The 17,681-nt window shown below is 75.1% G+C and carries 17 protein-coding genes; 6 read left to right on the top strand and 11 right to left on the bottom strand.

All coding sequences use genetic code 11. The features are described 5' to 3' along the window. Window positions 1-11: 11 nt before the first annotated feature. From hpnH to hpnD, 6 genes are read right to left on the bottom strand one after another with little or no spacing between them, the layout of a single operon-like run. Complete coding sequence (gene hpnH, locus GEV43_RS31320; protein ID WP_160823746.1) at window positions 12-1,016, bottom strand: adenosyl-hopene transferase HpnH; 1,005 nt, start codon at window positions 1,014-1,016, stop codon at window positions 12-14. Then, a complete protein-coding gene (locus GEV43_RS31325; RefSeq protein WP_160823747.1) occupies window positions 1,016-1,630 on the bottom strand; it encodes a 1-hydroxy-2-methyl-2-butenyl 4-diphosphate reductase in 615 nt (204 codons plus the stop codon). Before GEV43_RS31325 ends, hpnH begins: the two co-directional genes overlap by 1 nt. Then, window positions 1,627-3,807, bottom strand: a complete 2,181-nt coding sequence (gene shc / locus GEV43_RS31330) for a squalene--hopene cyclase (protein WP_160823748.1) — start codon at window positions 3,805-3,807, stop codon at window positions 1,627-1,629. Before shc ends, GEV43_RS31325 begins: the two co-directional genes overlap by 4 nt. Further along, the gene (locus GEV43_RS31335; RefSeq protein WP_160823749.1) at window positions 3,807-4,820 is read right to left on the bottom strand and encodes a polyprenyl synthetase family protein; all 1,014 of its coding nucleotides are present in this window, start codon (window positions 4,818-4,820) and stop codon (window positions 3,807-3,809) included. The genes shc and GEV43_RS31335 overlap by 1 nt, the downstream gene beginning before the upstream one ends. Then, window positions 4,810-6,147: a hydroxysqualene dehydroxylase HpnE gene (hpnE, locus tag GEV43_RS31340; RefSeq protein WP_309239937.1), complete on the bottom strand. Its 1,338-nt coding sequence runs from the start codon at window positions 6,145-6,147 to the stop codon at window positions 4,810-4,812. The genes GEV43_RS31335 and hpnE overlap by 11 nt, the downstream gene beginning before the upstream one ends. After that, window positions 6,144-6,998 carry a presqualene diphosphate synthase HpnD gene (hpnD, locus tag GEV43_RS31345; RefSeq protein ID WP_160823750.1) on the bottom strand — a complete coding sequence of 285 codons (855 nt, stop codon included), beginning with the start codon at window positions 6,996-6,998 and terminating at the stop codon, window positions 6,144-6,146. Before hpnD ends, hpnE begins: the two co-directional genes overlap by 4 nt. A 765-nt stretch (window positions 6,999-7,763) precedes the next feature. On the opposite strand from hpnD, the gene GEV43_RS31350 reads away from it, so the two are divergent. Continuing rightward, window positions 7,764-8,372, top strand: coding sequence for a DUF4142 domain-containing protein (locus GEV43_RS31350; RefSeq protein ID WP_160823751.1), 609 nt, complete (start codon window positions 7,764-7,766; stop codon window positions 8,370-8,372). 160 nt (window positions 8,373-8,532) lie between these two features. On the opposite strand, the gene GEV43_RS31355 is transcribed toward GEV43_RS31350, so the two are convergent. Further along, window positions 8,533-8,982 carry an SPW repeat protein gene (locus tag GEV43_RS31355; RefSeq protein ID WP_160823752.1) on the bottom strand — a complete coding sequence of 150 codons (450 nt, stop codon included), beginning with the start codon at window positions 8,980-8,982 and terminating at the stop codon, window positions 8,533-8,535. A 131-nt stretch (window positions 8,983-9,113) separates the two neighbouring features. Here GEV43_RS31355 and GEV43_RS31360 point away from each other — a divergent pair, with 131 nt between their 5' ends. Both GEV43_RS31360 and GEV43_RS31365 read left to right on the top strand, forming a co-directional pair. Next, window positions 9,114-9,518, top strand: coding sequence for a ChaB family protein (locus GEV43_RS31360; RefSeq protein WP_160823753.1), 405 nt, complete (start codon window positions 9,114-9,116; stop codon window positions 9,516-9,518). 19 nt (window positions 9,519-9,537) lie between these two features. Beyond that, entirely contained in the window at window positions 9,538-10,194 is a 657-nt protein-coding gene (locus GEV43_RS31365; protein ID WP_160823754.1) for an endonuclease, read from the top strand. 65 nt (window positions 10,195-10,259) lie between these two features. On the opposite strand, the gene GEV43_RS31370 is transcribed toward GEV43_RS31365, so the two are convergent. Beyond that, entirely contained in the window at window positions 10,260-10,712 is a 453-nt protein-coding gene (locus GEV43_RS31370; protein ID WP_160823755.1) for a YbhB/YbcL family Raf kinase inhibitor-like protein, read from the bottom strand. A gap of 125 nt (window positions 10,713-10,837) precedes the next feature. Between GEV43_RS31370 and GEV43_RS31375 the strand changes: the two genes are divergently transcribed. The 3 genes from GEV43_RS31375 to GEV43_RS31385 all read left to right on the top strand — a co-directional run bounded on the left by GEV43_RS31375 (window position 10,838) and on the right by GEV43_RS31385 (window position 14,619). Further along, window positions 10,838-12,121, top strand: a complete 1,284-nt coding sequence (locus GEV43_RS31375; protein ID WP_241683111.1) for an erythromycin esterase family protein — start codon at window positions 10,838-10,840, stop codon at window positions 12,119-12,121. Window positions 12,122-12,291: 170 nt separating this feature from the next. Next, window positions 12,292-13,656 carry a cytochrome P450 gene (locus GEV43_RS31380; protein ID WP_160823757.1) on the top strand — a complete coding sequence of 455 codons (1,365 nt, stop codon included), beginning with the start codon at window positions 12,292-12,294 and terminating at the stop codon, window positions 13,654-13,656. 108 nt (window positions 13,657-13,764) lie between these two features. Continuing rightward, window positions 13,765-14,619, top strand: a complete 855-nt coding sequence (locus GEV43_RS31385; protein WP_160823758.1) for an SDR family NAD(P)-dependent oxidoreductase — start codon at window positions 13,765-13,767, stop codon at window positions 14,617-14,619. 77 nt (window positions 14,620-14,696) lie between these two features. Here the strand turns inward: GEV43_RS31385 and GEV43_RS31390 are convergent, their stop codons facing one another. From GEV43_RS31390 to GEV43_RS31400, 3 genes are all read right to left on the bottom strand, one after another. Continuing rightward, entirely contained in the window at window positions 14,697-15,293 is a 597-nt protein-coding gene (locus GEV43_RS31390; RefSeq protein WP_160823759.1) for a dihydrofolate reductase family protein, read from the bottom strand. Window positions 15,294-15,408: 115 nt separating this feature from the next. After that, the gene (locus GEV43_RS31395; RefSeq protein ID WP_160823760.1) at window positions 15,409-16,284 is read right to left on the bottom strand and encodes an NAD(P)H-binding protein; all 876 of its coding nucleotides are present in this window, start codon (window positions 16,282-16,284) and stop codon (window positions 15,409-15,411) included. A gap of 134 nt (window positions 16,285-16,418) precedes the next feature. Further along, the gene (locus GEV43_RS31400; protein WP_160823761.1) at window positions 16,419-17,393 is read right to left on the bottom strand and encodes an endonuclease/exonuclease/phosphatase family protein; all 975 of its coding nucleotides are present in this window, start codon (window positions 17,391-17,393) and stop codon (window positions 16,419-16,421) included. Window positions 17,394-17,681 lie beyond the last annotated feature (288 nt).

Consider the following 17,681-nt stretch of genomic DNA (forward strand, 5'->3'; position numbering starts at 1 on the left):
CGCCCGCCTCCTCACATCGTCTGGAGCGCGCGCAGCGACTCCTTGAGCGACCCCATCGTGGCGAAGACGGCGGTCGGCTCGTAGCCGCAGTGCGCCATGCAGTTGGCGCAGCGGTCGTCGCGGCCGCGCCCGTACGACTCCCAGTCGGTCTCCTCGATCAGCTCGCGGTACGACTGGGCGTAGCCGTCGTTCATCAGGTAGCACGGGCGCTGCCAGCCGAACAGCGAGTACGACGGGATCGCCCAGGCCGTGCAGCCGAAGTCGGCCCTGCCCTCCAGGAAGTCCAGGAACAGCGGCGAGTGGTTCAGCCGCCACCGCTTCCGGTTGCCGCCCGCGAACGCCTTGCGGAACAGCTCGCGGGTCTCCTGGACGCCGAGGAAGCCGTCCTGGTCCGGGGCCTTCTCGTACGCGTACCCCGGCGAGATCATCATCTGGTCCACGCCGAGGTCGTCGTTCAGGTAGTCCAGCACCTCGATCACGGTCTGCGGGGTGTCGGTGTTGAAGAACGTGGTGTTGGTCGTCACCCGGAACCCGCGCTCGCGGGCCTCGCGGATCGCGGCGACCGCGTCGTCGAACACCCCCTGCTTGCAGACCGACGCGTCGTGCCGTTCGCGCAGGCCGTCGATGTGGACGACGAAGCTGAAGTAGCGCGACGGCGTGAACCGGTCGAGCTTCTTCGGCATCAGCAGCGCGTTGGTGCACAGGAAGACGTACCGCTTCATCCGCACCAGCGCCTCGACCATCTCGCCGATCTGCGGGTGCATCAGCGGCTCGCCGCCCGCGATCGAGACCATCGGCGCGCCGCACTCGCGCATCGCCGCGACGGCCTGCTCGACCGGCATCCGCCGCTTGAGCACGTCGGCCGGGTGCTGGATCTTGCCGCAGCCCGCGCAGGACAGGTTGCACGCGAACAGCGGCTCCAGCTCGACCAGCAGCGGGAACTTGTCGCGCCTCATCAGCCGGTTGCGCAGGATGTGGCTGCCCACGCGCACACTCTGCCGAAATGGCATGCCCATCAGGGACGTACCTCCTTGGGACGGTCGGATGGAAGGCCCGCGTCGAGACGCGCGGGCCAGCGGCGCAGCGCCGGACCGCACGCGCGCAGCCCGCGCAGCGCGCGCAGGCCGCCCGGCACCGTCGCGGGACGCGACAGCGGGCGGTCCGGGGTGTCGACGATCGCGCGGACCGCGGCGAACGGCCGGTCGCCCGCCGCCTCGGCGAGCACCCCCGACTCCATGTCCACGGCCGTCGCGCCGTACGCCGAGAGGGTCCGGCGCTCGGGGCCGGTGACGAGGTGGTCGGTGGTGAGCAGCGGGCCGCGGTGCACGGTCAGGCCGGCGTCCCGCAGCAGCGCCGCGAGCGCGTCGGCGCCCCGGCACGGCAGGCTGCGCCCGCCCATGCGGACCTCGGTGGCGACGAGCAGGTCGCCCGGCCGGGGCCCCGGGACGAGCGACCCGCCGAAGCCGACCACGGCGAGCGCGTCGAACACCGGCAGCCGGCCGAGCGCCGCCCGCGCCCTGCGCGGCCCCATCCCGGTCCGCAGCACGTCGAAGCCGGTCGCCGCGTCGCCGCGGGAACCGACGGCCCAGACCTCCAGGGACAGCGCCGCGCACACCACCAGCCGCGTCATGCCATGCCCTCCGGCGCGGGCGCGGCTCCCGGCACCGGCCCGGCCTCCGGCGCGGGCGCGGCTCCCGGCACCGGCCCGGCCTCGGGCGCGGGCGCGGCCTCCGGTACGGACGCGGCCTCCGGCGCGGGGGCGGCGGTGTCCGGGCCGCCCGCGGCGTCGCGGGCGGCCAGGTAGCGGCCGAGCGCGCTGATCGGGAAGACCAGCCGGTACAGGTGGTAGTTGATGTAGAAGTCGCCGGGGAACCCGGTGCCGGTGAAGTGGTCCTCGTCCCAGGTGCCGTCGGGCCGCTGGCGGTCGACGAGCCAGCCGACGCCCCGTTCGACCATCGGGCCCCGTTCGCCCGCGGCGAGCAGCGCCAGCAGCGCCCACGCGGTCTGCGACGGCGTCGAGACGCCCCGCCCGATCCAGTCCGGGTCGCCGTACGAGCGCAGGTCCTCGCCCCACCCGCCGTCGGTGTTCTGGTGGTCGGCGAGCCAGCGCACGGCCCGCCGGATCTCGGGCCGGTCGCGCGGGACGCCCGCGGCGACCAGCGCGGGCACCACCGAGCCGGTGCCGTACACGTGGTTGGCGCCCCACCGGCCGAACCACGAGCCGTCCTTCTCCTGCGCCTTCAGCAGCCACGCCCCGGCGCGCCGCAGCGCGGGCGAGTCGGTGTGGCCGGCGTGCGCGAGGGCCTCCACCACGTGCGCGGTCACGTCGGCGGACGGCGGGTCGAGCACGGCGCCGAAGTCGCAGAACGGCAGCTTCGTGCACAGCGTCCGGGTGTTGTCGGCGTCGAACGCGCCGTACGAGCCGTCCTTGGAGGCCATCCCGGTCATCCAGCGGATGCCGCGCCGGACCGCCGCCTCCGCCTTCGGATGGGCGGTGCGGCGCAGCGCGAGGACCGCCTCGGCGGTGTCGTCCACGTCGGGGTAGCCGTCGTTGTGGAACTCGAACGCCCAGCCGCCGGGCGCGAGGTCGGGACGGCGGACGGACCAGTCGCCCGGCCCCCGCACCTCCTCCGCGACGACCCAGCCGGCGGCGCGCATCAGCGCCGGGTGGTCGGCGGGCAGGCCCGCGTCCGCCAGCGCGTTCATGGCGAGGACGGTGTCCCAGACCGGCGACTGGCACGCCTCCATCCGGCGGCCCTTGCCGTCGCGGACGGTGAACCCGTCCAGGCCCTTCAGCCCGCGCTCCATCACCGGGTGGTCCAGGCCGTAGCCGAGCAGGTGCAGCGCCATCAGCGAGTAGACCCACGGCGGCTGGATGCCGCCCCACGAGCCGTCCAGCTCCTGCCGCGCGACGATCCACTCGGCGGCGCGGCGCATCGCGGCCCGGCGCAGCCGCCGCCCCGGCGCGAGCCTGGCCGGACCGCGCTCGTACCGGTGCAGCAGCCGGTCCAGCCCGTTGAACGCCGCGCCCCAGCCGGTCGCGCGGCGCCGGGGCCGCACCCCCGAGCGCAGCTCCGGCAGGTCGAACGGCAGCGGGCGGATGGGCCGCAGCGAGCCGACGATCGTCAGCGGGACGATCGTCTGCCGCGCCCAGCACGCCCAGTCGTAGACGTTGAGCGGGCACCAGGTCGGCAGGTACATCAGCTCGGGCGGCATCACCGGCAGCTCGTCCCACGACCACCGCCCGAACAGCGCGAGCCAGATCCGGGTGAAGACGCGGCTCGCCTCGATCCCGCCCGCGCCGGTCACGTACCCGGCGGCGCGGCGCATGTGGGCGTCCTCGGGGCGGTCCCCGGCGAGCCGCAGCGCCACGTACGCCTCGATCGTGGTGGACAGGTCGGGCGGGCCGTCGTGGAAGTTGGCCCACGTGCCGTCGTCCCGCTGCTGCGAGCGGATCCAGGCCGCGGCCTCGGCGGTCTCCGACTCCGTCCGGATGCCGAGGAACTCGCGGAGCAGCAGGTCCTCGGCGTCCATGGTGACGTTGGTCTGGAGCTCCCCCTTCCACCAGCCCTCGGCGGACTGGAGGCCCAGCAGGTGCTCGCGGGCGGCGTGCAGCGCGGCGGCCGTCCTGTCCCCGGGCGCGGGAGCGGGAGCGGCGGCGGGGACGGCCGGAGCCGCGGCGGCTTCGGCGGCGGCGGGTGCGGTTCCGGTTTCGGCTGGGGCCGCGGTCCGGGCGGTCGCGGCGCGGCCGGCGGCCGGCGGGTTCTTCGCGGTCCCGGCCGGCCGGGCGGGCTCGGTCGTCGTCATCAGCGGTCCCTCGTCGTGACGTAGCGGGCGAGTGCGTCGAGCTCGGAGCGGACGTCGTCCGGCAGCTCCACCTCGTCCAGATGTGCGCGGGCGGACGCGACGCGCGCGTCGGCCTCCGCCTCCGTCCAGGCCCGGCCGCCGGCGCTCTCGACCAGCCGGGCGGCCCGCCGCAGCTCGTCCTCCGGCAGCTCGCCGGGGCGGCCGAGCAGCTCCGCGAGCCCGGCCGAGTCGGCGGTCCCGGCGTTCAGCGCCGCCGTCACCGGCAGCGACTTCTTGCGCGAGCGCAGGTCGTTCAGCACCGGCTTGCCGGTGACCTCCGGCGACCCCCAGATGCCCAGCAGGTCGTCGGTGAGCTGGAACGCGACGCCGAGGTCGGCGCCGTAGGCGGTCAGCGCGGTCGTCAGCGGCGCGGGCGCCTCGCACAGCATCGCGCCGAGCGAGCAGGCGCAGGCGAGCAGCGCCGCGGTCTTCGCCGACGACATCCGCAGGCACTCGTCCAGCGTGATCCGCTCGCGCCGTTCGAACTCCAGGTCCAGCGCCTGGCCCGCGATCAGCTCCGCGGTCGCGGCGGTCAGCCCGCGCGCGGCCCACTGCCCGCCGCGGGTGCCGGGCTCCAGCAGCACCTCCAGGGCCAGCGTGACCAGCGCGTCGCCGCACAGGATCGCGGCCGGGACGCCGAACACCGTCCACGCCGCGGGCCGGTGCCGCCGCGTCCGGTCGCCGTCCATGATGTCGTCGTGCAGCAGCGAGAACTGGTGCACCAGCTCCACCGCGACCGCGCCGGGCAGCCCCGCGCCCGGACCGCCGCCCGCCGCGCGCGCCGACAGCAGGACCAGCGCGGGGCGCAGCGCCTTGCCCGACGCGGACGCGGGACGCCCGCGCTCGTCGGTCCAGCCGAAGTGGTAGGCGGCGATCTCGCGCATCGGCCGGTCGAGGCGGTCCACCGCGGCCCGCAGCGCGGGCTCGATGAGCTCTCGCCCGGTCGTGGCGGGCGAGGGAGTCTCAGTGGTCATCTGCTGTCACCTCCGAGGATCGGGGCTGGAGGTGCCTGCGGACCGCCACGGCGGCGGCCAGGCCGCTGCGCACGGCCCCCTCCATGGTGTCGGGCCAGCCCGTGTCGGTCCATGCGCCGGCCAGGTACATTCCAGGCGTCCGGGTCACCGTTCCCGGGCGCAGCGCGGCCGTGCCAGGACGCTGCCGGAACGTCGCGTGCCGTTCCCGCGTCACGAAGAAGTCCTCCACCCGCGCGCCCCCCGCCTCCGGCAGGAGCCGTTCGAGCTCGGGCAGGAACAGCCGCCGCAGCTCGGCGGCGGGCATCGCGGCCCAGCGGTCGGCGGCCGACACCGACACCGCCAGGTACTGCCCGGACGCCAGGCCGCTCGGGGCCGTCCGGTCGAAGATCCACTGGGCGGGCGAGCGGGTGGCGGCGAGGAACGGCAGCGGCGTGACCCGCCGGTCGTAGACGACGTGGACGTTGACGATCGGGCTGTGCCCGAGCCCCGCCCACGTGTCGCGGTCGGGGCTCGCGGACGGCGGCACGAGCGCGGGCGCGGCCCGGTGCGGGACGGCGAGCACGACGGCGTCCGCCGCCTCCATGGCCCCGTCCACCACCAGCTTGAAGCCGGGCTCGACCGCGGTGACCTTCGCCTTCAGCCGGACCCGCCCGCCCGCGGCCTCGATCGCGGCCCGCGCCGCGCGGCCGTGCAGTTCTTGCAGCGGCACGGTCGGGACGCCGATGTCGGCGGCGTCCGAACGGCCGAGCAGCGCCGTGCGGAGCACCATGGCCGCCGGCGCCAGCGACGCGTCGTCCACGTCGGCGTTCAGCGAGGCGGTCACGAACAGGCCCCACAGGTCGCGCAGGGCGTCGTCGCGCTGGCCGTGGTCCGCGAGCCACCGGCCGACGGACGTCGCGTCGAGGGCCGGGTCGGCGGGGTCGAGGGTGCGCAGCGCGAGGGACGCCCGGACGGCGCGGGCCCGGTCGGCGGGCGCGAGCAGCCCGTACCGCGCCAGCGCCGGGACCAGGTGCAGCGGGCCCGGCAGGCCCGCGCGGCGCAGCCGCCCGCGGTGCCCGTCCGCGCCGACCACGGTCACGTCGAAGCGGTCCTGGAGGCGGACGTCGCCCGCGACGCCGAGGCGGCGCAGCAGCCCCTGGTAGGCGGTGCAGCAGCGCAGGAACACGTGCTGCCCGTTGTCGATCCAGAGCCCCCCGCGCCGGAACGAGTGCGTGGCGCCGCCCAGCCTGGGCCGCGCCTCGTACAGCGTCACGTCGTGCCCGGACTCCTGGAGCGCGAGCGCCGCGCTGATCCCGGCGAGGCCGCCGCCGACGACGGCGACGCTCACCGTCGCGCCCCGATCAGGGCGTGCGCGGCGACCGCGGCCTTCTCCCAGGTGGGCAGCGAGGTACGGGTCCGCAGCGCGGTCAGCGGGTCGGCCTCGATCCGCACCAGCAGGCGCCGGTAGATCCCCGACATCGCGCCCGTGCAGGCGGCGCTGCGCCGGTCGAGCATCGGCATGAGCCGCAGGCCGGTCGCGTACCACTCGCGGGCCCGTTCCGCCTGCGCGCGCATCAGCCCGGCCAGCAGTTCGGGGTCGTCGGTGAACTCGCCGTCGAAGTGGAGCGTGCAGCCGTGCCGGGCGAGGTCCTTGGCGGGCAGGTAGGTGCGGCCGAGGCCCGCGTCCTCCCGCACGTCCCGCAGGATGTTGGTGAGCTGGAGCGCGACGCCGAGGGCGTCCGCGAGCGGCTCGGCGCGGGCCTGGTCGGCGGGGCCGAACACGCCGAGGCAGAGCCGCCCGACCGACCCGGCGACGCACCGGCAGTAGTGCGCCAGCTCGTCGAACGTGGTGTAGGTCGTGCCGCGCACGTCGGCCTCGCAGCCCTCGATGAGCTCGTCGAACGCGGCGACGGGGATCGGGTAGCGGCGCACCGCGTCGTTCAGGGCGGCCAGCACGGGGTCGTCGCCCGGGTCCCGCAGCCGGGTGAGCTGGGCGCGGGTCTCGGCGAGCGCCGCCAGCCGGACGTCCTGAGGGCCGGTCCCGTCGCCGATGTCGTCCACCCGCCGGGCGAAGGCGTAGATGGCGTTGAGCGCCCGCCGCTTCGGCGGGGGCAGCAGCCGGATCCCGTACGCGAAGTTGCGGGCCCTCGTCCGCACGATGCGTTCGCACTCCCGATAACCGATGGACGGATCCACCATGCGATCTCCCATGAGCGTGGGTCGATTCGTCTGCTGGGCCGCACCGCGACGCCGTCACGGAACAGAATCCCGATGCGGTCTCGGCTATCCGGGAAGATCTTGTGGTAAACGCAAGGGCGGTCAATGAAGTCGATAATCCGGCCGCGGGGCCGGGGATATCCGGCCCTTATGCTCCTAAATGCCGGATTTGAAGGAGGGCTTCCGGGGGGCCGCTCACCGCTCCCCGGGGTCCCGTAAGGGCTCGTCGAGCCCGTCGCCCGCACCCGGACGGGCGGCCCGCATGGGACTCGCGCAGGCCGCGCAGAGGGCCTGCGGCGCGCATTTCCGGAATTGCGGAGAGAGGGGAAGTGAATTCCTGTATGCGGGCGATTTTCGACAGTTTTCGTTCAGGTGCGGCAGCGCGTTCGGAGGCCGCCGCAGTCCGTTGGGCACCGCTCGGGCGCCGCCGGGTCAGACGGGCTCGGGTTCGGGTTCGGGCTCCGACGGGGGGTCCGGGATCGGCTGCGGGCCCGGCCCGGGGCCGGGCGGCTGGGGCTCGGCGGGCCGTTCCGGATCGGGCTCCGGCACTGGGGCCGGGCGCGGCGGCGTGTACGGCCCCGGAGGCTGCGGCTGCGGTACGGGTACGCGCGTGGTGATCCTCATTGCGCCGGGCTGCCCGCCGCGGGCCCGTTCCAAACGGGGGGCCGGAGGGCCGCGCCGGGCATGAGCGGCGTCACCGCGGGTAACAGGTCGATCACAATACTCGCGAACGACCTGGAGAAACCCATGAAGCGCACACGGATCCTCGCGGTCCCGCTCGCGGTCTCGGCCGTCGCGGTGGCCGCGGCGGCGTGCGGCGACTCCGCGAACCAGGGCCAGGCGGCCGGCACGGCGCCGCCGCACGCGCCCGCGGCGCACGCGCCCACGACGCACGCCTCGGTGAAGCCCGCGGAGTCCGCGGGCCCCGTGACCGACCAGGACCGCACGTGGATGACCGAGACCAAGCAGGGGAACCTCGCGGAGATCTCGGCGGGCGACCTGGCGCGGCGGGAGGGCGTCAGCCAGAACGTCCGCTCGATCGGGGCGATGCTCGTCCAGGACCACTCCGCGCTGGACGGCAAGCTCGGCGAGACCGCCCGGCAGGTGGGCGTGGAGCTGCCCTCGCAGGCCGATCAGGAGCAGCTCCACGAGGCGGACGAGCTGCGCAGGTCGTCGGGGCGGCAGTTCGACCGCGACTGGATCGGGGCCATGGTCAAGGCGCACCGCACCGCCATCGACGGAACGCAGCGGGAGATCGCGAACGGCTCGAACCCGCAGGTCGTCGCGCTCGCCAAGGCCGCCGCGCCGAACCTGCGCAAGCACCTGGACATGCTCCAGAAGGCCGAGGGCTCCTAGCGGCGTGCCGACGGGGCCGACGGGCCGGTGGCGGGCCCGCGGCGCGTCCCGTGCGGACGGCGGCGCGGACGGGGTCGGAGCGCGAAGGACGGCCGGGTCCGCGACATGATGCGGACCCGGCCGTCCTCCAGCGTCTCGCGCCTGGGCGGCTTGGAGCCGGTTACCTCATCCTCCTGCCCATCATCCTCGTGCCGAGGACGCCGGTCCCCATGGTCGCCAGTCCCATCACCGTGATGACGGCTCCGGCGACGACGTTGCTCCACACCCAGTCGTGGTCGAAGCCGGTGCTCCAACCGTAGATCACCCACGGAGCGATGATCGTCCAGACCCCGATGACGGGCAGTGTCCAGGCGATCCCGTGGGTGTGACCGAACGCCGAGCTGAAGCCGAGTGCCAGCGCGGCGACGGCGATCCCGGTCACCAGGTTGTTGACCACCAGCCGGTCCAGGCCGGTGAAGCCGATGATCCATGGCGAGACGGCCAGGTAGAGCCCGGCCAGCATCGTCAGCCCGTCGGCGAGCTGCACCGCGGGATTCGCGGCCGCGGCGTCGTACCTGGCCCGCAGGCCGACGATGTCGGGATGCTCTTCGATTCCAGCGCTTCGCACCATCTTGTTTCACCTCCATGCGTGGCCGTGTCGCAGCGATCCTTCCCGGAGATCCCCAGGTCATGCCCGAAATGTCGGTTTGAGTCCGTCCTTTCCGGTTATTGGCTTCAGGTGACCGGAAGGAGGAGGCAATCATGCCCATGACCACCAAGAGCGGAAAGCCGCGCAAGGGCGAGCTCCCGGGGACGATCCAGCGCTCCCCGCAGAAGGCCCAGGACACGTTCGCCAAGGCCCACGACAGCGCCGCCCGCGAGTACGGTGAAGGCCAGCGGGCCTACCGCGTCGCGTACGCGGCGCTCAAGCACGCGTTCGAGAAGCGCGGCGACAAGTGGCTGCCGAAGAAGCGGAAGGGGCCGTCCGACCCGCGCGCCAAGAACCCGCAGGCCCGCAGGGGCAAGGGCAAGAGCTTCGGCGGCGTGGACTTCGAGGGCGACAGCAAGCGCGAGCTGTACGAGCGCGCCGCCCGGCTGAACGTCCAGGGCCGGTCCACGATGACCAAGGCGCAGCTCGCCCAGGCGGTCGCGCGCAAGCAGGGGTAGGGGGACGGACGCCATGCCGATGGACGAACGCACGAAGGCGACCGTACGGGCCCTGCTCGACCGGTACCCGCGCGGCTACGTCCAGGAGACCGCGGGCTTCACGGTCACGGCCACGGCGGCCGGGCTGTTCCGGCTGGCGTGCCTGGCGATCCTGGCGGACGACGGGGCGCCCTCGGCCACCGCGGTCGGCGCGGCCCGCGCCGTCCTGTCCGGGCACCGCGACAGCGCGCCCGAGATGGCGAAGGTGGAGGAGCACGACCTGGCCGACGTCCTCGCCCAGGCCGACCTGGACCGGCCCGAGGAGGGCGCGCGCGACCTCGCCGCGGCGACCCGGCTGATCATGGACCGCTACGGCGGGGACCTGAACCGGCTGCGCGACGCCGCGGACGGCGACCCCGCGCGGCTCCGGGACCTCCTGGGGGAGATCCCCGGCATGGACGGCGCGGGCCTCACGGTCTTCCTGCGCGAGGCGCAGATGTTCTGGCCGGAGGCCGGGCCGTTCGTGGACGACCGCGCGGCCCGCGCCGCCGAACGGCTCGACCTGCCGTCCGACCCGGAGCGGCTGCTGCGCGACGTGGCCCGGGGCGGCGGCGAGGAGGAGCTGTCGTGGCTCGCGGGCGCGCTGGCGCTCGTCGACGCCCGCGGCGAGTACGACGACGTCCGGAAGGCGGCCTGACCCGTCGCGCCCGCCCGTCCGCCCCGCCCGTCCGGCTCGCCGGGCGGGCGGGGCGCGGCGCGCGGTCACCGGGCGTACGTGCCGACCAGCGTGCCGGACGCGATCACGTTCTCCCGCAGGACGATCCGCAGGTCCTCCTCGGTGAACCCGGTGCTCAGGCCCGAGGGGCGCGACAGCGCGTACAGCCGGAAGAAGTAGCGGTGCGGCTCGTCGCCCTCGGGCGGGTTCGGGCCGCCGTACCCGGTGGCGCCGTAGTCGTTGCGGCCCTCGACTCCGCCGGTCGGCTGCTCGCCCGCGTCGAGCCCGTCGGTCTCCGGCGGGATCCCGGCGAGCAGCCAGTGCACGAACGTGCCGGACGGCGCGTCCGGGTCCTCGGCCGACAGGACGAGCTCGGCCGCGTCGGCGGGCGTCTCCTCCCACCGCAGCGGCGGATGCACGTCCCCGGCCGCGTGCGAGTACTCGTCCGGGATGGGCGCCTGGTCGTCGAACGCCGTGCTGCGCATCTTCAAGTGCTCCATGCCCTACCCCTCCCCAGCCGACGGCAAAGGATGTCATCGGCCGCGAAGCGGGCCGGGCGCGCCCGCATCGTTCGCCCTGGGCCGGGAACGCTGCGGAAACGGACGGTCCCACGGAGGTGAGGATGATGAACATGCCGTTCCCGGGCAGCCCGAACGACGCCGAAGGCGCGCTCGGATCCGTTCTGCCGCTGGAGACCGAGGCCGATCTCGACCCGCTCATGGACCGCGTGGCGGGGGTGCGGTGCGTCCTGATCGGGGAGGCGAGCCACGGCACCCACGAGTACTACGCGTGGCGGGCCGCGCTGACCAGGCGCCTGATCGCCGAACGGGGCTTCTCGTTCGTCGCCGTGGAGGGCGACTGGCCCGACTGCTGGAACGTCAACCGCAGCGTCACCCTCGCCGAGGGCGCGCCCGAGGACCCGCGCGAGGTGCTGGACGGCTACCGGCGCTGGCCGACGTGGATGTGGGCCAACGAGGAGACCGTCCGGTTCTCCCGCTGGCTGCGCGAGCACAACGCGGCGTCCGGCGAGGCCGCCGGGTTCTACGGGCTCGACGTCTACAGCCTGTGGGAGTCGCTGCGCGCCGTGATCACCTACCTGTCGGCGCACCGGCCCGAGCACCTGGACGCCGCGCTCGCCGCGTACCGCTGCTTCGAGCCGTACGCCGAGGACCCGCAGGCGTACGCGCTGGACACCTCGCTCGTCCCCGACGGCTGCGCGGACGAGGTGCTCGCGCTGCTGACCCGGCTGCGGAGCACGTCCGAGGGGCTGGACGCCCGGCAGAACGCGGAGGTCGCGGCGGGCGCGGAGCGGTACTACCGGGCGATGATGGGCGGCGGCCCCGAGTCGTGGAACGTCCGCGACGTGCACATGGCCGACACCCTCGACCGGCTCCTCGCCCACCACGGCGAGGGCTCGCGCGCCGTCGTGTGGGCGCACAACACCCACGTCGGCGACGCCCGCGCGACCGGCATGGCGGACGCCGGGATGGTCAACCTCGGCCAGCTCGCGCGCGAACGGCTCGGCCGCGACCAGGTCGCCGCGATCGGCTTCGCGGGCGGGCCCGGCGAGGTCGTCGCCGCTCCGCGCTGGGGCGACACGATGGAGACCATGACGGTGCCGCCGCCGAGCCCGGGCTCGGTGGAGGCGCTGCTGGCGGACACCGGCCTGCACCGCGGCCTGTGGGTGTTCGCCGACCGTCCCGGCGCGCCGTGGCTCACGACCCCGCGCGGCCACCGCGCGATCGGGGTCGTCTACGACCCGGACCGCGACGCGGCGCAGTACCCGATGACGCGGCTCGCCGAACGCTACGACGCCCTGTGCTGGTTCCGCCAGACGACGGCACTGAGCCCGCTGCACCTGGAGGCCGCGCGCCGCGGCGAGCTGGAGACCCTGCCCAGCGGCGTGTGAACGGCGGCGTGTGAGCGGCAGCGTGTGAGCGGCAGCGTGTGAACGGCGGCGTGTGAACGGTCTCCGGGCGCCGTCGCTCGCCGGAGTGGCGCGTGTCTCGTGGGGGAGCGGTGTGAGCCGTTCCGGCAGGGGCAGGTGCGGCGGGAGTGACGCACCACGGAGGGAGCCGCATGACCCACGCCCACAGCGTTTCCGGCGCCCGGACGGCGGCGCGGGCCGAACGCCCGCTCGTCCGGGCGTCCGCCCTGGACACCGCCCGGATCTGCGCGGAGGTGCTGGCCCCGACCATCGCCCGGGGCATCCTCGCGCGCCGTCCCCGCGTCGTGGCCCTCGCCGGGCGGCTCCGCCTCGACGAACGGGGCGGCCGGCTGCTCCAGCGGATGCGCGCCCGCTACGGTCCCGGGCCGCTGCGGCTGCGCCTGCCCGGACGGTCGTTCGCGCTGGTCCTGTCGGCGGCCGACGTCCGGCGGGTCCTGCGGGAAGGGCCCGAGCCGTTCGCCCCGGCGAACCGCGAGAAGCGCGCGGCGCTCAAGCACTTCCAGCCGCACGGCGTGCTCGTCTCCACCGGCGCGGAACGGGCCGAGCGGCGGGCGTTCAACGAGCGCGTGCTCGACACGCCGCACCCCGTCCACGGCCACGCCGACGCGTTCATCGCCAAGATCGAGGAGGAGGCCGCCGCGCTGCTGGACGCGGCGGGCGACGGCGGCGAACTCGGCTGGGACGCGTTCCGGGTCGCGTGGTGGCGGACGGTGCGCCGGATCGTGCTCGGCGACGCCGCCCGCGACGACTCGGAGACCAGCGACCTGCTGACCCGGCTGCGCATGGACGCCAACTGGGCGTTCGCCCACCCGCGCCGGACGGCGGTGCGGGACCGGTTCCTGGCCCGCGTGCACCGGTACGTGGAGTACGCGGAGCCCGGCAGCCTCGCCGAGCTGGTCGCGCGCGCCCCGGCGGCTCCGGGCCTGCGCCGCGACGAGCAGGTCCCGCAGTGGCTGTTCGCGTACGAGCCCGCGGGGATGGCGGCGTTCCGGGCGCTCGCGCTGCTGGCCGCCCACCCGGACGCCGCGGAACGGGCCGCGAAGGAGGCCCGCGGCGGCGGGTCCGACCTGCCGTTCCTGCGCGCGAGCGTGGAGGAGTCGGTGCGGCTGTGGCCGACGACGCTGTCGATCCTGCGGGACACCACGGCGCCCACCGAGTGGGACGGCCGGGCCATGCCGGAGGGCACCGGGCTGCTGATCCACACGCCGTTCGTCCAGCGGGACGACGAGACGCTGCCGTTCGCCGACGCGTTCGCGCCGGAGGTGTGGCTGGACGGGACGGCCGAGGACGACTGGTCGCTCGTCCCGTTCAGCGGCGGGCCGGGGGAGTGCCCGGGACGCAACCTCGTGCTGTTGACCACGAGCGTCTTCCTGGCCGCGCTGCTGCGGTCGCGCCGCGTGCGGCTCGCCTCCGGGCAGCCGCTCGGCCCGGACGGGCCGCTGCCGCGCACGCTGGACGCCTTCGCGCTGCGCTTCGCCCTCGCCCCGCCCGCGTGACGCGCGCGCCGCGCCTCTGATCGGCCGGTGCGCGCGGTTCTTGACTTTCGTTCAAATCCTCGCCCATATTAGATCTCAATTCCAATAGTCGTGGGGCGGGAGCCGGGCATGGGCGTGACCTTCGAGGACGAGGTCGTGGTGGTCACGGGGGCCGGCGGCGGCATCGGCCGCGCGACCGCGCTGGCGTTCGCCGAGCGCGGCGCGCGGATCGTCGCCGCCGACGTCGACACCGCGGCCGTCGACCGGACCGCGGCGCTCGCCGGGGCGCTCGGCCCCCGCGCGCACGCGTTCACCGTGGACGTCGGCTGCGAGGAGACGATGGCCGAGTTCGCGGGCGAGGTCGAGGAGCTTTTCGGCGTGCCCGGCGTCGTGGTCAACAACGCGGGGATCGGCATGGCGGGCTCGCTGCTCGACACCGGCCCCGCCGCGTGGGACCGGATCGTCGAGGTCAACCTCGGCGGCGTCGCGCGCGGCTGCCGCCTGTTCGGCCGCCAGATGGTCGAACGGGGCGCGGGCGGCCACATCGTCAACATCGCCTCGGCCGCCGCGTTCACCCCCAACCGCGCGATGGCCGCCTACGCCACGACCAAGGCCGCCGTGCTGATGCTCAGCCAGTGCCTGCGCGCCGAGCTGGCCGGGCACCGCATCGGCGTCAGCGCCGTCTGCCCGGGGTTCGTCGACACCGGGATCTCCCGTTCCACCGAGTACGTCGGGCTGGACGCGGCCGGGCAGGACCGCGCGCGGCAGGCCGCCGCCCGGCTCTACCGGCTGCGCGGCTACCCGCCGGAGAAGGTGGCCGAGCGCATCCTGCACGCGGTCGAGCACAACAGCGCGGTCCTTCCCGTCACCGGCGAGGCCAAGGTCAACCACGCGCTGTCCCGCCTGTCGCCCGGCGCGCTGCGCCTCATGGCCCGCATCGACCCGACCGCCCGGTGGAGCGAACGGGGCCGCGCGGACCGCTGAGCCCCGGCGCGCCCCGTTCCCGCGTGCCCCCTCGCCCGGCGCGCCCCGTTCCCGCGTGGCCGCCCCGTGCGGCGCGCTCAGTGCCGGACGCGGTAGGTGACGTGGGTGACCAGGTCGGTGCCCGCGTGGCCGACCTTGTCGAGGGAGAGACCGGACACGCCGTCGAAGAGGCGCTCGCCCGCTCCGAGCAGCACGGGCGCGATGTGCAGGCGCAGCTCGTCGATCAGGCCCGCCGCCAGGTACTGGTTCACGGTGGCCGCCCCGCCGGCGATCGCGACGTCCGCGCCGCCCGCCGCCTTCCGCGCCTGGGCGAGCGCCTCCTCGATCCCGCCGGTGACGAACGTGAACGTGGTGCCGCCCTCCATCGCCACCGGCGCCCGCTCGTGGTGGGTGAGGACGAAGACCGGCGCGTGGTACGGCGGCTCGTCGCCCCACCAGCCCGTCCAGTCCAGGTCCCACGCGCCGCGCCCGGGGCCGAACATGTTGCGCCCCATGACGAACGCGCCCGCCGCCGTGATCCGCTCGATGACCTCGGCGTTCTCCTCCGGCTCCTCGAACATCCAGCGGTGCAGGACCTGCCCGACGCCCTCGCCGAACGGCTCCTCCAGGCTCTGGTTCCGTCCGGCCGCGAAGCCGTCGGCGGAGATCGCGATGTCGCAGGTGACCTTGCTCATGGGATGTCCCTCCACTGCCGGTGCGGAACCGGTCCGGTCCGCGCTGTCACAGAGGGATCGGAGCGGCGCCGGCGTTCTCGACATCCGTTCGCGGACGGCTCCGAAATTCTTCGGATCAGTTTTCGAGCAGCGGGCGCAGATGCGCGTACGCCCATCCGGCGAGGTGCGTCGGGGTCGTGGTGACCGCGTCGCGCGGCGGGTCGGGCACGTGCCCGGCCGTGCCCGCGGCCATCCCGACGATCCCCTCCACGGCCGTCGCGTCGAGCCCGGCCGAGCGCAGCGAGGCGCGCACGTCGTCGTGGCTCACGGCGTCCAGCCGCACCGGGCGGCCGAGCGCGCCGGTGAGGATCCGCGCGACCTGGGTGAACGTGAGGTCCTCGGGACCGTGCACGCCCTGCACGACGCGGCCGTGCCACGCGTCGTTCAGCAGCCGCGCCGCGGCCACGTCGCCGATGTCGCGGGGATCGACCCACGCCATCGGGGCGTCGGGCTCGAAGGACGTGGTCAGCACGCCGTCCGCGAGGCCGTCGAGGTCGAACAGCAGGTTGGTGAAGAAGTAGGCGCACCGCAGGTGCAGCACGTCGGCGCCGGTCGCGTCGAGCGCCTCCTCGATCCGGGCGAGCCCGTCGATGTGGCCCATCCCGTGCCGCCTCTCCGCGCCGATGCTGCTCAGCAGGACGACCCGTTCGACGTCGCCGGCCTTCACCGCGTCCACGAGCGGCGCGGCGGTGCGCTCGGTCGTCTCCACGGGGTCCGGCGAGGACGTCGGGGTCGGGTCCACCCAGAACACCGTGCGCGCCCCGGCCGTCGCCTCGCGGACGAACGCGGCGTCGGTCAGGTCGCCGCGCCGCACGTCCGCGCGCTCGCGGGCCGCGGCGTCCAGGCGGCCCGGGTCGCGGGCGAGCAGCCTCGGGCGCACGCCCGCCTGGAGCAGGAGGCGGACCACGCGCGAGCCGACGTGGCCGGTCGGGGTGGTGACGGCGATGGTCATCGGAGTTCTCCCTTGAACGAACCGTGGCGGTCCCGCCGACCCTAGGAACGAAAGAGGTCAGGGAACGACCGCTTTGACCGGACCTCGGCGACGCCCGGTACCCAAGGAGTAACACAACGGTGATCGTCGGCCGGTCAGGCGTCGGCGAGCCGGGTGAAGACCAGGGCGTGGTCGGACGCCGGGTCGTCGCGGCGCGCGGCCGGGTCGTCGGTGACCGACGGCAGTCCCGCGCCCTGGCCGGGGCGCAGGGTGTGGACGTCCAGCGCGCGGCGCAGCAGGGAACGGGTGACCATGATGTGGTCGATCAGCTCGCGGCGGCCGTGGAAGACGCGGCTGAAGCGCTCCGGCTCCGGGATGCGGGCGGCGAGGTTCCACAACCGCGCCCTGTCGCCCTTGTCGGGCTGGTTCTCGCCGGCCGTGCCGATCTCCGAGCCGGGCGGGCCGTAGAGGATCTGCGTGGTGGCGGCGAGCGGCTCGTCGTTCAGGTCGCCCATCACCATCACCTGCCGCTCGTGGCCGCGGTCCTCGATGAACCGGTCGGCCAGCGCGCGCACGGTCACCGCCTCGGCCGTCCTGCGGTAGAGGGCGTACGCGGCCACGCGGGCGCGCTCGCCCTCGTCGCGGGGCGTGAAGCGCGGCCTGCCGTCCGGGCCGGTGAACGACAGCAGCTTCGACTTCAGGTGCGCCGAGACGAGGGTCAGGTCGCGCCCTCCGGGCTCGCGCACGCGGGCGGCGAGGACGCCCCGCCCGGTCGCCGAGATGCCCGTCCCGTCGTCCCTCGCCTGGACGGGCCCGAGCGGCGGCGGGAACGCGGAGACGTCGGCGACGACCTCCAGCGGCAGCCGCGACAGGAACCCGACCCGGATCGGGTGGCCCGACTCGAAGCGTTCGGAGGCGACCTGCCGCCAGTCCTCGCCGAGGCGGCGGGTCAGCTCCGCCAGCGCGGCCGGGTCCCCGACCTCCTGGACGGCGAGCACGTCGGCCCCCGACCGGCCGATGAGCGCGGCGAGGCCGTCCAGCTTCGCCTCGTACGCGGCCTGGTCGCGGGGCCCGAACGGGCCGCCGGGCGGGAACAGGTTCTCCAGGTTCCAGGTGCCCACGTTCGTCATCGCCGGCTCCCCTTCTCGTGTCGGCCGGCCGCGGGCCGGCTCCGGACCCCGCGGCCCGCGCCGCCGGCGGGGGAGGGAGAGGGCCGGGAGCGTTCCCCTCCACTGTCGCAGGCCGCCGCCCCGCGCACCCGCGCCTGGCCGGGACAGGACGGCCCCGGAGCGCGGGGGACCCCGGGGGAGCGCGGGGAGGCGTCGCGGAGACGGCGGTCTATACGAACGCCTTGTTAACGGGGCGTCGCGGTGTCCAATCGGCGCCGACATGCGATCATGGAACCGGCTCCCCGACCC

Origin of the sequence: Actinomadura sp. J1-007, assembly GCF_009793335.1 — a bacterium.
GTDB classification, from domain to species: domain Bacteria; phylum Actinomycetota; class Actinomycetes; order Streptosporangiales; family Streptosporangiaceae; genus Spirillospora; species Spirillospora yumaensis.